The sequence below is a fragment of the Virgibacillus sp. NKC19-3 genome, from assembly GCF_019837165.1.
Lineage (GTDB): Bacteria > Bacillota > Bacilli > Bacillales > Amphibacillaceae > Virgibacillus_L > Virgibacillus_L saliphilus.
In genome coordinates, this window is the sequence record NZ_JAGYHC010000001.1 from 1,615,362 (window position 1) to 1,630,246 (window position 14,885).

Consider the following 14,885-nt stretch of genomic DNA (forward strand, 5'->3'; position numbering starts at 1 on the left):
ATATAGGATAATCTAAACCTTCATGTTGGTGTTAACAGACAAAACTTTGGGTATATGTAATTATGGAGTGATTGTTATGGATGAAAAAATAAATGCCTTTCCACCTGTTGTACCGAAGAATCCTAAGGTGCTCATTCTCGGATCCATTCCTGGTGGGATGTCGCTTGAGAAACAAGAATATTACGGAAACCCTCGTAACCATTTTTGGGATATTCTTTATGAGCTTTTTGATCAAGAGCCACTTCGTGAATATAATGAAAAAATCGCATTCGTAAAGAAGCATGGAATTGCCCTATGGGATTCGATTGGTAGGTGCTATAGAGAAGGAAGTCTGGATACAAATATTTTGGAAGAGGAACCGAATGATATCATCGGATTATTAAAAGCGCATCCGACCATTACATTAATTGCGTGTAACGGAGGAAAATCCTATCAAACATTTAAAAGGAATTTTCCAGTCGATGAATTAGAGGGAATAGAAGTCTTGAAAATGCCATCAACCAGCCCGATTCCAGGAAAATATACGAAGTCATTTGAAGGGAAAGTAGAAGCATGGAGTCAAATTTTGCCTTTTTCGTATTAGCACTCGCTCATTACATTTAATCATTTCGTCAGTATTAAAATGAAAAATCGGTTGTATTTTTCAGAACAATAGAATACAATATGAAGGTGTGAGTCGTAAGGCATAACTTACGACCCACCAGACGGTGCCTTGCATCAGTTAGGCGGCTTCGTCTAGGGAAAGGAAAAAAGTAATTGTCCGAGCCTCAGGTGTATTTGGTCAGGATGATTACTTTTTTTCTTGGCTGGTGTTCACAACTAACAGAATAAGTGTGGCAAATAAAAAAAGTAACTCAAGCACCTTGTCAATTGGTATCACAAGCTCACGCCCCTTTCATTAGGGGATTTAAGCCGCCATGTAAAAAGATCATCTTTTTTACTGCTTTCTTCCTGAGCACACCTAGCAGGCCCCGTCCTCTCTATTATACAATAAATTTATTAAGAAAAGTTGAAATTATTAATAAATGGTAAAATATCCCTATTAAAAATAATATAGCATGGCTAAAGTAGTACAGTTTAAAAATTCTTTTAAACCTCTACATTCGTGTAAAAGCTCTCCCGTATATTTGTCATTATATTGTGCCATCTCAGATCGAAAATCCAATTGGTATTCATCTATAATATATGTATAAAAGCTTGGATGAGAGGGGTCATCACCATGTTGGATATCATTTTAGATGAATTTCATTTTTCTACCCTATGGAATGGGGGGATTTTATTATTTGGGTTGTTTGCAGCTATTATCTATCTATTTCTTTTACCTGAAGAAAAAAATCATTCCATATGGAAAACCATTCTTTTTTTTACGGCTTTGATTGTGTTATTTATTGCCATTGGCAGTCCTATAAATGTTATCGCGCGAATAAAATTCAGTACGCACATTATACAGCTGGTTTTACTATTACTCGTTGTTCCACCATTACTAATCATTGGGTTTAAAAAGAAAATTATAGAAAAAATCCGAACTATTTCAGTACTAGATAAAATGATCCATATGCTAACAAATCCAGTTGTTGCTATTTTCCTTTTCCAATTATCATTTTATGCATATCATATTCCGATGCTATTTGACTATGTCCGGATCGATTTGTTTCTAAATTATATTTTTTTACTTGGTTTGTTTATCTCAGCCTTGTTGCTTTGGATACCAATTGTATCTCCGGGGAGGCAAACGAGCGGCCAAAAGCTGAAGTATTGTATCACAAATAGTCTATTATTGATTCCTTTTAGTCTATTGTTATTCTTTGCTTCAGATAGTATCTATACTATTTATTCTGATATAGATGCGTTTATACCAGCGCTCGCTCTTTGTTTGCCAGATTATGATACACTGACACCCGAATTTTTCGAAACACTGCTACCTTTTGATCCGGTTAACGAACAACAGTTAGGTGGAGGTATATTGTTAGTAAGTCAGGTTGTTGTTTTTGGCGGGTTGTTATTGTTAAGGCAAGTAAGAAAGCATAGCTACTTTCCTGCTGCATAAGTGTAACGAATGCACTTCCCTAAACGTTTGCACTTGAAAGTATAAGGGATTCGAATAAACGCCAAGTTTTCTAAAAAGAAGTTATGATGTAAAGAAATACCATCACTGCAAATGTTTCAACGTCCCTATTTTCTAGTATAATAGAATAATAGGGAAGGGGGGTCTATGTGAAGAAGAAACGATGGATAAAAATTGGAATAGGACTTTTCAGTGTCATCTTAATTATAGATATTATTGCAAGTTTTTATTTTTATAATTTGGCAATTGAACGTAACGTAAAGGATTTTCTGGTAGGAAATGCTGATTTAGATGTTTCTGCAGAGGCTATGAACGTTTTCACAGAGGGAGATTGGCGTGAATGGAATCAAAATCAGGATTTCGAGCCAATAGAGATGACCTCTTATGATGGTCTAAAACTGCAGGGGTATTTTTTGGAAGCGGAAGAGCCGACGAATAAAACGGTTGTGTTAGCACATGGTTACCTTGGGGGCGCAAGCGATATGGGCTTATACGGTCAGTATTATTATGAAGAGTTGGGTTATAATATTTTTACCGCAGATTTGCGTGGCCATGGGGACAGTGAAGGAGATTATATTGGATTCGGCTGGCATGATCGTCTGGACTACGCGGATTGGGTTGATTTACTTGTAGAAAAACAAGGTCCGGAAACGGAAATTGTATTACATGGTGTATCAATGGGTGCTGCAGCGGTGTTAATGGCAAGTGGGGAAGATTTGCCTGATAATGTAAAAGCAATTGTGGCAGATAGTCCTTACTCGAGTGTATATGATTTATTTGCGTATCAACTGGATCGCATGTTTCATTTACCGGCATTCCCTGTTTTACCGAGTACAAGCTTTGTAACAAATATGCGTGCAGGATATACTCTGACAGAAGCTTCAGCACTTGATCAGGTAAAAGAGACCGATATACCAATTCTATATATTCACGGTAATGCGGACACATTTGTGCCGACTGCTATGACGAAAGAATTGTATGAAAACACAAATAGTGATGCAGATATAGTCATGTTTGATGAAGCTAGTCATGGAGAGGCTTTTGTCACGCAAAAAGATAAATATGTAGAGAAAATGAAAAGCTTTTTAACGAAATACATGGAATGACAAAGGGGTTATGTCAATATGACAAGAAGCCCTTTGTTTTTTCTTCACAGATGTTTAGGAAAATGTTACGGACCAAGGGTAATAATTGCTAAACGTATCCTAACATGATATTTTTTTAATGGAATAAGAATAAATGTTTTTTCGTTAAAAGTATGATGTAACAAGGAGCAAATAACCTAAAATAAACGACTTTCAAAAGCGGAGGTAATGAAATGAAGATAATAGTAGCTGGCGGAGATGGCTTTTGTGGCTGGCCGACTGCCCTTTATTTATCGAAACAGGGTCATGATGTGGCCATTATTGATAATATGATTCGAAGAAAATACGATAATGAACTGCATTCTAATTCGCTAACACCAATTGCTACTCTTGATGAGCGTGTAGCGAAATGGAAGAAATTGACCGGTAGGGAAATTCGTACATACCGCGGTGATTTAAACCATTATGATTTCCTAAGTGAGGTATTGAAAAAGGAGCAACCGGATGCTTTCGCCCATTTTGCTGAACAGCGCTCGGCACCATACTCTATGATTGATAGAGAGCATGCTGTATACACTCAGGTTAACAATGTTGCTGGTAATTTAAATGTTCTTTATGGTATAAGTGAGTTTGTTCCTGATTGTCATCTCATTAAATTGGGAACAATGGGAGAGTACGGCACACCAAATATTCCTATTGAAGAAGGATATATTGAAATAGCGCATAAAGGGAGAAAAGACGTGCTTCCATATCCAAAGCAGCCAGGTTCCTTTTACCATCTCTCCAAGGTACATGATAGTCATAATATTATGTTTGCATGTAAAATATGGGGGATCCGTGCTACAGATTTAAACCAAGGTATTGTTTATGGTCTCGATACAGATGAAACGCAGATGGATCCTGTACTTTCCAATCGACTGGATTATGACGGTGTATTTGGAACAGCTCTAAATCGCTTTATTATTCAATCAACTATTGGCCATGATCTTACTGTTTATGGGAAAGGCGGACAAACTCGCGGCTTTCTTAATATCAGGGATACTGTCCGTTGTCTGGAGATCGCAGCAGAGAATCCGGCTGATAAAGGGGAATTTCGTGTGTTTAACCAATTTACTGAAAAATTCTCCGTACTTGACCTTGCAAGTAAGGTGCAAAAGGTAGCGAATGAAGAAGGAATGGAAACGAGGATTGCTCATCTGGAAAATCCAAGGGTTGAGCAGGAAGAACACTTCTTCCATGCTGAAAATACAAAGCTGAAAGACCTTGGCTTGGAACCAAACCTACTGACTGATGAGGTGATTCGCCATATCCTTAAAACCGTCGTTCGCCATAAAGATCGCGTAATAGAAGAAAATGTACTCCCAAAAGTTTCATGGAAATAAATAAACATTAAGGGAAGTGTCTTGATTGAAAATTGCTATCGTAACGGAGACTTTCCTACCATCTACGGATGGAGTAGTTACACGATTAACAGCAAGTATACGTTATCTCTTAAGAGAAGGACATGACGTTCGGATTATTGCGCCGGATCTAGGTGTGTATGAATTTGAAGGGGCGAGAATTGATGGCGTACCAGCGCGCACACTTCCTTTTTATCGTTCCAAACAATTTGCACTTCCTAATAGCATAGTGAAAAAGCAACTGAGCGAATTTGATCCGGATATTGTTCATGTTGTTAACCCAGCCATTTTGGGTTTGTCTGGCGTTTATTATGCCAAAAAGCTTAAGCTTCCGCTAATAGCGTCTTATCATACGAATGTGGCGACGTATTTGGATTACTATCACCTTTCCCTATTTAAAGGATTAATCTGGTGGTATTTTCGAAAACTTTATAATAATGCCGCTTTAAATCTTGCAACATCTCAAACAGTACAGAAGGAACTGATGAATCGTGGCTTTTTCAATGTACATGTCTGGAAACGTGGTGTGGATACGGAGATGTTTACGCCGGATCAGTTTGATACTGAAATGCGGGCTCGATTGTCAAATGGACATCCGGAGAAAAAGTTGCTGCTTTTTGTTGGCAGGCTTGCTCCGGAAAAGGAAATCGAAAAGATTAAATCTGTATTAGAGGAATCGGATGAATTTGTTCTTGCTATCGTGGGAGATGGGCCTCATCGCCAGGCACTGGAAAAGCATTTCAATGGAACAAACACGGTTTTTACTGGTTATATGCACGGGGAGGAGCTTGCTAAGGCTTACGCGTCTTCCGATGTTTTTGTTTTCCCATCAACTACCGAAACGCTTGGTCTTGTTATTATGGAGGCAATGGCTTCCGGCCTTCCACTGGTTGCGGCTAAAAGCGGACCAACTTGCGAACAAATTGAGGATAATTATAATGGATTGCTGTATGATCCAGAAAACCCCGTAGACTTTACAGCTACTGTACGTCAGTTTGAAGATGAAACACTTCGAAAACGGCTGGCTCAAGCTGCACATAAAGACGTTTCAGAAATGGGATGGGAAGGTCAATCGAAACAATTGCTTCACTTTTATGAAGAAGTAACAGATTTAGATGGGAATAATGACAAGGCAAACGTAACATAAATGGATTTGTTGCCGTGTGAACAAATCTGATCAGGTAGAGGGGTTTCATGAAAAAGCATAGAAGAAAAAGAGGGCCATTTCAATTTTTCCAATATAGCGTCATAGGCATCGTAAACGCAGGCATTGATATAGGGGTGTTAAATCTATTATTACTATTGTTTCATACAGAAGGTAGCAGTATGCTTGTATTGTATAATACAATAGCCTATACATTGTCTGTAGCAAATAGCTATTTCTGGAATGCCAGCATAACGTTTCAGCATTCGGCCGAGGGAAGTAACCGTCAACGAATCACATTTGTGATTCAAGCAATCGTTAGTCTTGGTGTTAATAATCTTGTATTTTTAGGCGTTAATTCCTTATTTTTTGCCTTGGGTGTGCCCAGTTGGCTGCGTTATAATCTGGCGAAGGGTATAGCTATGTTTCTTTCATTTTGTTCCAGTTTCTTTATGATTAAGTATTTTGTGTTTACAAGGAATAAAAAAGCAAAGCGATGATCCGACCGCCAGGATAGTGATTATTTATACATCGTTTTGCATAAATATAAATTTTTTTTCATAAATATACTTGCATAACTATACGTGAAGTCTTATAATAATTATTAATTTACAAATGAAGCGAGAGGAAGATCGTGTTGAAAAATGTAGCAATTATTGGAGGTACGGGGTATGGGGCAATAGAATTAATCCGATTGCTTCATAATCATGAATATATGCATGTGAAGAAAATTATTTCTGACTCCCATCATGGGGAACAGCTCGCGTCCATTTACCCACACGTCATTAATTTTGTGGATGATCCACTGGAAGAATTAGAGATTGAATGTTTAAAGAAAGAAGTGGATATTGTGTTTTTTGCTACGCCAGCTGGTGTAGCAAAAGAACTTATTCCTAAATTTGAAAATTCATCGGTACAATGCATTGATTTATCGGGCGATTTGCGAATCAGTTCCAGGGAGCAATATACACGCTGGTATGGAGGAGAAGCAGCACCACAAGAAACTTTGAATAATGCGATATATGGACTATCAGAAATTTACAGGGAACAGGTAAAAGAAGCAACCGTTCTGTCCAATCCCGGTTGCTACCCAACGTCCGCCTTATTAGGACTCATACCTGCGCTAAAGAAAAAAATCATTGAAGCACATCCTATTATTATTGATGGGAAAACCGGAATTTCCGGTGCTGGGAAAACACCAACAGCCATGACGCATTTTTCAGAGGCGAATGATAATGTTCAGCCTTATAAAATAGGCGGGCATAAACATATTCCAGAAATAGAGGAATATTTATCTTCGGCTGCAGGCGAACCAATATCTACCACATTCACCGCACATCTTATCCCAATGACACGTGGATTAATTTGTACGATGTATGGCACCATAAAAGGTGATATGTCAACAGAGGAAGTGATTGATAGTTATAAAACATTTTATCAATCCAATCCTTTTGTTCGAATTCGAGATAAAGGTAAGTTTCCTAGATCAAAAGATGTTTATGGAAGTAACTTTTGCGATATAGGGCTTCATGTTGACGAGCGAACAAATCAGCTCATTATTGTCTCGGCGATTGATAATTTAGTAAAAGGTGCTTCCGGTCAAGCAATTCAGAACGCCAATTTAATGAATGGTTGGGATGAAAACCACGGATTAAATCGTTTACCAATATACCCATAAGGAGGATGAAACTAGATGGTTGCTGTAACAGAAAAAGATATTCACATCGTCAATAACGGACATGTAACAAGTCCACAAGGTTTTTCAGCAGGAGGTGTGCATGCAGGCTTCCGAAAAACAAAACTGGATTTCGGTTGGATTCATTCAGATACTCCTGCAACTGCAGCAGGCGTCTATACGTTAAATGCTTTTCAGGCTCCTCCGTTGCAAGTGACGAAAGAAAGTATCGAAAAAGAGAATTTAATTCAAACGGTTGTTGTAAATTCCGGGGTTGCCAATTCATGTACCGGGAAACAGGGGATGCATGATGCGTTGGAAACACAAGCACTAACGGCAGAGAAAATGGGGGTAGCTGCTAATCATGTTGCTGTATCGTCTACTGGTCTGATTGGCGTTCCTTTACCAATGGAAAAAATTCATGCTGGTATACAAGCAATGGATGATGGCAATCATGTTGCCCCTGAAAACTTCGAAAAGGCTATTTTAACAACAGATACGGTAACGAAACATATGGCGGTAGAGGTTGAAATTGATGGAGAGACGATAACAATCGGAGGGGCTGCAAAGGGGTCGGGTATGATCGACCCAAACATGGCCACCATGCTTTCTTTTATTACGACAGATGCTGCTGTTGATCATAGTAGTCTGCAGAACGCACTACGTAATACGACAAATAAGTCATTTAACATGATTACCGTGGATGGTGATTCCAGTACAAACGATATGGTTCTGGTTCTAGCGAATGGACGGAAGAATAATAGACGCTTAGATGAATCGCATCCAGAGTGGTCTGCTTTTTTACAAGCATTCCAGCATGTGTGTGAGGGATTAGCGAAGCAGATTGCTAGAGACGGCGAAGGGGCAACCAAGCTAATTGAAGTGAACGTAAGTGGGGCGCCTTCAGAAGAAGTGGCAAGTCAAGTAGCGAAAGCAGTTATTTCTTCCAATCTTGTAAAGACTGCTGTTTATGGAACGGACCCCAATTGGGGACGAATTATAACTGCTGTAGGATATAGTGAGCAGCCAATAGATCCGGATAAAGTGTCCGTTTCTCTTGGGGATATTATGGTCGTAAAAGATGGGCTCCCTGTAGAGTTTGAGGAGATGCGCGGGAAGCAGTATCTGGAAAATGAAACAGTAGCGTTGAATGTAGACCTACAAAACGGCTCACACGTAGCAACTGCCTGGGGCTGTGATTTAACCTATGATTATGTCAAAATTAATGCTTCTTATCGGACGTGAGGTGATCGTGATGGAATCTGTTATTGTTTTAAAAGTAGGAGGCAGTATCTTGGAAAAGCTTCCGGATTCCTTTTATGAAATGATAGTAGAATTAAAAAACTCCGGGATTTGTGAACCTGTCATTGTTCATGGTGGCGGACCCGAGATTAATAGACTTTTAACCCAACTGGAAGTAAAAAGTCCATTCGTCGATGGCCTTCGTGTAACGACGAAAGAAGTATTGGATGTGGCGGAGATGGTGATGAGCGGATCGATCAATAAAAGAATTGTCGCCAATCTGCAAAAAGCTGGTGGAACAGGCTTTGGTATAAGTGGAGTGGATTACTCCCTTTTAGAGGCAAGACCATTCGATTCTACGGGGGACCTAGGTTATGTTGGAGAAGTTGCCAATGTAAATAATGCATGGTTAAAAATGAACATGAGCCATGGAGGAATTCCAGTTATTTCACCAATCGGTATGGATGAATCAGGACAGCGATATAACATTAATGGAGATATGGCTGCAGCGGCTGTAGCACAAAGCCTGAAAGGAAAGCTAGCTCTAATCAGTGATATTCCTGGTGTTATGGAAACCATTGATGGGAAACAAATGATCCATACGAAACTTACCAAGCAGCAAATTGAATCGAAAATTGCATCAGGTGTTATTTACGGTGGGATGATACCGAAAATACGCTCCGCGTTAAACAGTCTATCGGCTGGTGCCAGTGAGTCTGTTATCTTAAATGGGCTTATACCGGCTGATTTGAAAAATTATATGGAAGGAAAAGAAGCAGGCACAAAAGTAATCATCGATAAGGAGGCCCATCATGTCTAATACAGTAAAAAATCAGCCCGCTTCAGTAATAATGAATACATACGGGCGGTTCCCCGTAACACTTGTGAAAGGAAAGGCAAGCAATGTTTGGGATGAAAATGGTCAGAAGTTCCTGGACTACACATCCGGTATTGCCACTTGTAATTTAGGCCATGTGCCAGAACACGTTCACCGTAAAGTTAAGGAGCAGCTTGATACACTGTGGCACTGCTCCAATCTTTATGAAATTCCTCTACAGCAGCAATTAGCAACTGTGTTAACAGAGAATAGCTGTTTTGACCAAGTATTTTTTTGCAATAGCGGTGCGGAGGCAAATGAAGCAGCAATAAAACTAGCGAAAAAATATGCGAGCGATCAAGGTTATGTAGAAAAGACGAATATTGTAACGTTTACCAATTCATTTCATGGCCGTACAGGATCAACTATGGCCGCGACAGGTCAGAAAAAAATACATCAGGGTTTTACTCCTTTGACGCCAGGATTTCGTTACTTGCCATTGAATGATTTTGATGCGCTGAAGGAAATCAATGATGGTAAGACAACAGCTGTACTTCTGGAACTTATTCAGGGCGAAGGCGGTGTGAATCCAGCAGATCAAGTCTGGATAAAAGAGCTTGCAGCATTATGTGAAAAAGAAGATATTTTACTAATGATCGATGAGATTCAAACGGGAGTTGGCAGAACAGGAACATTGTTCGCCTACGACCAATTTGACATAGAGCCGGATGTTATCACTTCAGCAAAAGCATTGGCATCTGGTTTTCCAGTCGGTGCTATGTTGGCAAAAGAAGAGGTTGCGCAGTCTTTTCAACCAGGATCTCATGGAAGTACATTTGGTGGTAACCCGCTTGTGATGAGTGCAGCTCTGGCAACAATTCAAACTATCATGAATGAGAATATACTGCATGAAGTCAGGAACAAAGCGGAGTGGTTGAGAGGCAAACTGGGAGAATTGCAACGGGATTTTTCCAGTATTGAAGAAGTAAGAGGACTGGGCCTGTTGATAGGTATCCAAATGACAGAAGAAGTAAAAACATGGATTAGCGCTTTTCGAGAAAAAGGAATCCTTGTGCTTTCAGCAGGTTCAAATGTGCTTCGGATTTTGCCTCCATTAACGACAACAAAAGAAGAGCTGGAATATTTTATTCAAACATTTAGACAGCTGTTAACGGAAAAAGAAGGGTTCTGTCATGATAAATGGATTCCTATTCGGGAATCCATGAAAAGGGAGAGGAGCAAAATATGAAAAAGCATGAAACACCAAAGAAAGTGCTCGTTATCGGATCAGGACCGATAGTTATTGGGCAGGCAGCTGAATTTGATTATGCAGGAACGCAAGCTTGCCTTGCGTTAAAAGAAGAAGGGATTGAAGTTGTTCTAGTAAATAACAACCCAGCAACGATTATGACGGATAAGGATATAGCGGATCATGTCTATATGGAGCCGCTTGAGATAAATACATTGGAGAAAATTATTGAAGAAGAGGCACCAGATGGGATGATCGGAACGTTGGGTGGCCAGACCGGGTTAAATCTAACGGTGCAGTTACATGAAAAAGGTATCTTAGCTAAATATGGTGTGGAACTGTTAGGGACATCAGTTGCCTCTATTCAAAAAGGAGAGGATCGTGACCAATTTCGTCAGCTTATGTTAGCTATTGAAGAACCAATCGCTGAGTCTGAAATCATTGGATCCATGGAGGAGGGTCTGGAATTTATTCAGGAAATCGGCTACCCCGTGATTTTACGTCCAGCCTATACACTCGGAGGGGAAGGTGGCGGATTTGCCAATAATGAAAATGAGTTTAAACAGTTGTTAACGAATGGATTAACGTTGAGTCCCATTCATCAAGTGCTTGTGGAGAAAAGCATCAAAGGCTGGAAGGAAATTGAATTTGAAGTGATGCGGGATACAAAAGATAATTGTGCAATTGTATGTGACATGGAGAATATGGATGCGGTTGGTGTGCATACTGGTGATTCGGTCGTCACAGCGCCATCCCAAACCCTATCCGATGTTCAATATCAAATGTTGCATGCAGCGTCGCTTAAAGTAATCCGAGCTTTAGACGTTGTCGGTGGCTGCAATATCCAATTTGCCCTACATCCGACATCGAATGAATACTGTATTATTGAAGTGAATCCAAGGGTAAGCAGATCTTCAGCCTTGGCATCGAAAGCAACGGGCTATCCGATAGCTCATATCACTGCGAAGTGTGCACTCGGCCATTGTCTGGAGGAGATTCTTAACCCGATAACAGGTAATACGTATGCATCCGTAGAACCAGTAGTGGACTATGTGGTCGTCAAGCTGCCGCGCTTTCCATTCGATAAATTTACAGAAGCTGATCGAACGCTTGGTACACAAATGAAGGCTACCGGTGAAGCCATGGCTATTGATAACACATTTGAAGGGGCGCTGAATAAGGCAATACGCTCTCTGGAAATGAATGTGTATAGCTTGCATTGGCCGGGCATGGATTCAAAAATGGAAGAAGAGTTAGCAGACCTAATAGCTACGCCTAATGATTTACGGATCTTTGCTATTGGAGAAGCATTCACAAGAAAATTTACTACCCAATATTTGCATCAATTAACCGAAATAGACAAGGACTTTCTACGAAAAATAGAAGGTATTATCCAGTGTGAGCAATCGCTTGCTAATGTTAGCTTGGAAGATCTTTCTTTAGACGAAATAAAAGCAGCGAAGCGGTTTAATATTAGTGACGAACGGATCGCTGAATTAATAGGGACAACGTCAAAAGCGCTTAGGGAAATCTACAAAGAGCAATCGATAAAACCTATTTATAATGTGGTAGACTCGTGTGCTGGTAAAGATGCAGCAAATACAGCCTATTTTTATTCTTCCTGGTATGGGGAGGATGAAGTCAGCGCAAATGATGAAAAGGAGAAAATTCTTGTACTGGGTTCAGGCCCTATTCGCATTGGCCAAGGAGTGGAATTTGACTACTGCAGTGTTCATGCGGCTTTAGCTGTTAAAAAAATGGGTTACGAGGCTGTTGTAATCAATAATAATCCAGAAACCGTCAGCACAGACTATTCGGTTGCAGACCGCTTATATTTTGAACCGTTGGCACTGGAAGATGTTCTGTCCGTTATTGAAAAAGAAAACATTGCTGGAGTGTTGATACAATTTGGAGGGCAGACTGCGATTAATTTGGCAAATGGATTAGAAAATGAGGGAATAAACGTTTTAGGAACATTACCGGCACATATTGACCAAATGGAAGACCGAGAACAGTTCTACCATGTTTTAAATCGGTTAAACATCCCACATATTGCAGGTCATATTGTCCATGGCCTTGATGAATTAACGTCATCAGCACACAATTTAGGTTTTCCGGTACTGATTCGTCCATCCTATGTTATTGGTGGGCAATCCATGTTTATTTGCTACGATGAAGAAGAATTAAAAACGTATGTGACACGTATTCAAAAGGATACCAATGACCAATGCTGGCCTTTATTAATCGATCAGTATCTTCCGGGATTAGAATGTGAAATAGATGTGATTAGCGATGGGAAAGATATCGTCATTCCAGGAATATTTGAGCATCTCGAAAAAGCCGGCGTTCATTCCGGTGATAGTATGACAAGCTTCCCACCCCTATCTTTATCAGAACAGATGAAAGAGCAAATGGTGAATATAACAAAGAAAATCAGTCAAACTGTGCCAATTATCGGAATGATGAATATCCAATTTGTTATTCATGAAGCTACTATTTATGTATTGGAAGTGAACCCACGTTCATCAAGAACCGTACCAATTATGAGTAAAATAACGGATGTTCCGATGGTTGAATGGGCCGTTAGAACGCAATTGGGAATTCCTTTGAAGGAAATAACAGAAGATTTGGATTTGCTGGCTGAACCAGACTATTCCACTGTGAAAGCACCAATCTTCTCTGCCAGTAAGCTAAAAGGTGTGGATCACGTACATGGCCCGGAAATGAAATCAACTGGTGAAATTATAGGCCTAGGTTGGAATCAGCAGGAAGCATTAAAAAAGGTTTCTTCTTATTTGAATGATTTCTCAACCCAGGAAGGGGTAGAGCTTTTTGTCTCTGTTTCCGACCGCATGAAACAGGAAAGTCTCGAGCTTATTAGCTTATTTGCAAAAGCAGGTGCTACCATTACAGCAACAGAAGGAACGGCGAAATACCTGGAGGCCAATGGGATTCAAACAACAAGTATGTTAAAAAATAAGGATGATCTCTTGTACCATTGGCAACATAGAGCTCCTCATCTCGTTCTTAACATCCCTAATCAGGGAAGAGAGAAAAGGAAGATCGGCTTTTATATTCGTGAATTATCTGTACGCTATCAGACCCCTTATTTCACAAGTTTGGAAACACTGCGACAGGTAGCAAATTCCCTCAGAGATGAAACAATCGAGGAAACGCCACGATCATTACAAGTGTACGTAAAACACGTGGTAGGGAAAAGGGAGGAGAATATGGTATGGGAAGTGTGAAGCAAGCAAATAAGTCTTTACAAACCGATCATTTTTTAACCATAGCAGATTTAAGCGGGGATGAAATAATGGATGTCATCCATGAAGCTTTGTCGATGAAAAACAAGTCAAGGAGAACATCTCCCATCCTCATCTTCAAGGAAAGACACTTGGAATGATTTTTGAGAAATCATCAACGAGAACGCGAGTTTCCTTTGAAGTTGGTATGAAGCAACTGGGAGGTCATGCCCTATTCTTAAATGCAAATGATATTCAATTAGGAAGAGGGGAGACGGTGTATGATACAGCCCAAGTTTTGTCCAGGTATGTTGATGGATTAATGATTCGGACCTTTTCCCATGAAATGCTGGAGGAATTCGCTTATCATGCCTCCGTGCCCGTCATTAATGGGCTAACAGATCCTCATCATCCAACTCAAGTTCTGGCCGATATCTTGACTATTTATGAGTATAAAGGAGAATTACAAGGATTAAAGCTTTGCTATGTGGGGAATGGAGATAATAATATGCCTCATTCACTGTTACAAGCCGCTGCGCTTACAGGTATGCATATGACAGTAGCAAGTCCTAAAGGGTATGAGCCTTGTGACGTAATATTTCAGCAAGCCAACAATAAAGGGAAACAAAATGGAGCAAAATTGGAGATTCATAATGATCCGAAAGAGGCCATTCAGGATGCGGATATTGTTGTCACTGATGTTTGGGCAAGTATGGGAGAAGAAAGCGAATTAGAGACTAGGAAAGCAACGCTTGAAGCATTTCAGGTGAATAAAGAGCTCACGCAATATGCAAAGAAAGATTATCTATTCCTTCATTGTTTGCCTGCACATCGGGGCGAGGAAGTCACGACTGACATTATTGATGGAGGGCATTCTGTCGTGTTTGATGAAGCAGAAAATAGACTGCATGCACAGAAGGCTTTATTAAAACTATTAATAGAAAAATAATTTTTATTTTTATA

Annotated in this window: 13 protein-coding genes; all 13 read left to right on the forward strand. The window is 39.9% G+C overall.

Annotation, left to right across the window (positions count from 1 at the left end):
• Positions 1-76: 76 nt before the first annotated feature.
• The 13 genes from KFZ56_RS07820 (at position 77) to argF (ending at position 14,871) form a co-directional block, all read left to right on the forward strand.
• Positions 77-583 carry a DNA-deoxyinosine glycosylase gene (locus KFZ56_RS07820; protein ID WP_222641349.1) on the forward strand — a complete coding sequence of 169 codons (507 nt, stop codon included), beginning with the start codon at positions 77-79 and terminating at the stop codon, positions 581-583.
• Between the two features lie 636 nt (positions 584-1,219).
• Complete coding sequence (locus KFZ56_RS07825) at positions 1,220-2,047, forward strand: cytochrome c oxidase assembly protein (protein ID WP_222641350.1); 828 nt, start codon at positions 1,220-1,222, stop codon at positions 2,045-2,047.
• 167 nt (positions 2,048-2,214) lie between these two features.
• Positions 2,215-3,171, forward strand: coding sequence for an alpha/beta hydrolase (locus tag KFZ56_RS07830; protein WP_222641351.1), 957 nt, complete (start codon positions 2,215-2,217; stop codon positions 3,169-3,171).
• A 212-nt stretch (positions 3,172-3,383) separates the two neighbouring features.
• A complete protein-coding gene (locus tag KFZ56_RS07835) occupies positions 3,384-4,532 on the forward strand; it encodes an NAD-dependent epimerase/dehydratase family protein (RefSeq protein ID WP_222641352.1) in 1,149 nt (382 codons plus the stop codon).
• A 25-nt stretch (positions 4,533-4,557) separates the two neighbouring features.
• Positions 4,558-5,697: a glycosyltransferase family 4 protein gene (locus KFZ56_RS07840; protein ID WP_222641354.1), complete on the forward strand. Its 1,140-nt coding sequence runs from the start codon at positions 4,558-4,560 to the stop codon at positions 5,695-5,697.
• 47 nt (positions 5,698-5,744) lie between these two features.
• Positions 5,745-6,194 carry a GtrA family protein gene (locus tag KFZ56_RS07845; protein ID WP_222641355.1) on the forward strand — a complete coding sequence of 150 codons (450 nt, stop codon included), beginning with the start codon at positions 5,745-5,747 and terminating at the stop codon, positions 6,192-6,194.
• A 134-nt stretch (positions 6,195-6,328) separates the two neighbouring features.
• Positions 6,329-7,372, forward strand: a complete 1,044-nt coding sequence (gene argC / locus KFZ56_RS07850) for an N-acetyl-gamma-glutamyl-phosphate reductase (protein WP_309228276.1) — start codon at positions 6,329-6,331, stop codon at positions 7,370-7,372.
• Between the two features lie 15 nt (positions 7,373-7,387).
• Entirely contained in the window at positions 7,388-8,614 is a 1,227-nt protein-coding gene (gene argJ, locus KFZ56_RS07855; RefSeq protein WP_222641356.1) for a bifunctional glutamate N-acetyltransferase/amino-acid acetyltransferase ArgJ, read from the forward strand.
• Positions 8,577-9,431: an acetylglutamate kinase gene (gene argB / locus KFZ56_RS07860; protein ID WP_255584926.1), complete on the forward strand. Its 855-nt coding sequence runs from the start codon at positions 8,577-8,579 to the stop codon at positions 9,429-9,431. The genes argJ and argB overlap by 38 nt, the downstream gene beginning before the upstream one ends.
• Positions 9,424-10,677, forward strand: a complete 1,254-nt coding sequence (gene argD, locus KFZ56_RS07865) for an acetylornithine transaminase (protein WP_222641357.1) — start codon at positions 9,424-9,426, stop codon at positions 10,675-10,677. Before argB ends, argD begins: the two co-directional genes overlap by 8 nt.
• Entirely contained in the window at positions 10,674-13,925 is a 3,252-nt protein-coding gene (gene carB / locus KFZ56_RS07870) for a carbamoyl-phosphate synthase (glutamine-hydrolyzing) large subunit (RefSeq protein ID WP_222641358.1), read from the forward strand. The genes argD and carB overlap by 4 nt, the downstream gene beginning before the upstream one ends.
• Positions 13,913-14,083 (forward strand): hypothetical protein, encoded by a 171-nt coding sequence (locus KFZ56_RS20035; RefSeq protein WP_375540670.1) that lies wholly within the window; start codon positions 13,913-13,915, stop codon positions 14,081-14,083. Before carB ends, KFZ56_RS20035 begins: the two co-directional genes overlap by 13 nt.
• The gene (gene argF / locus KFZ56_RS07875) at positions 14,080-14,871 is read left to right on the forward strand and encodes an ornithine carbamoyltransferase (protein WP_375540671.1); all 792 of its coding nucleotides are present in this window, start codon (positions 14,080-14,082) and stop codon (positions 14,869-14,871) included. Before KFZ56_RS20035 ends, argF begins: the two co-directional genes overlap by 4 nt.
• Positions 14,872-14,885: the final 14 nt, after the last annotated feature.

Coding starts and splice junctions, on each gene's coding strand:
- KFZ56_RS07820 (WP_222641349.1), top strand. CDS start 77: ATGGATGAAAAAATAAATGCCTTTCCACCTGTTGTACCGAAGAATCCT.
- KFZ56_RS07825 (WP_222641350.1), top strand. CDS start 1,220: ATGTTGGATATCATTTTAGATGAATTTCATTTTTCTACCCTATGGAAT.
- KFZ56_RS07835 (WP_222641352.1), top strand. CDS start 3,384: ATGAAGATAATAGTAGCTGGCGGAGATGGCTTTTGTGGCTGGCCGACT.
- KFZ56_RS07845 (WP_222641355.1), top strand. CDS start 5,745: ATGAAAAAGCATAGAAGAAAAAGAGGGCCATTTCAATTTTTCCAATAT.
- argJ (WP_222641356.1), top strand. CDS start 7,388: ATGGTTGCTGTAACAGAAAAAGATATTCACATCGTCAATAACGGACAT.
- argB (WP_255584926.1), top strand. CDS start 8,577: ATGATTATGTCAAAATTAATGCTTCTTATCGGACGTGAGGTGATCGTG.
- argD (WP_222641357.1), top strand. CDS start 9,424: ATGTCTAATACAGTAAAAAATCAGCCCGCTTCAGTAATAATGAATACA.
- carB (WP_222641358.1), top strand. CDS start 10,674: ATGAAAAAGCATGAAACACCAAAGAAAGTGCTCGTTATCGGATCAGGA.
- KFZ56_RS20035 (WP_375540670.1), top strand. CDS start 13,913: ATGGGAAGTGTGAAGCAAGCAAATAAGTCTTTACAAACCGATCATTTT.
- argF (WP_375540671.1), top strand. CDS start 14,080: ATGATTTTTGAGAAATCATCAACGAGAACGCGAGTTTCCTTTGAAGTT.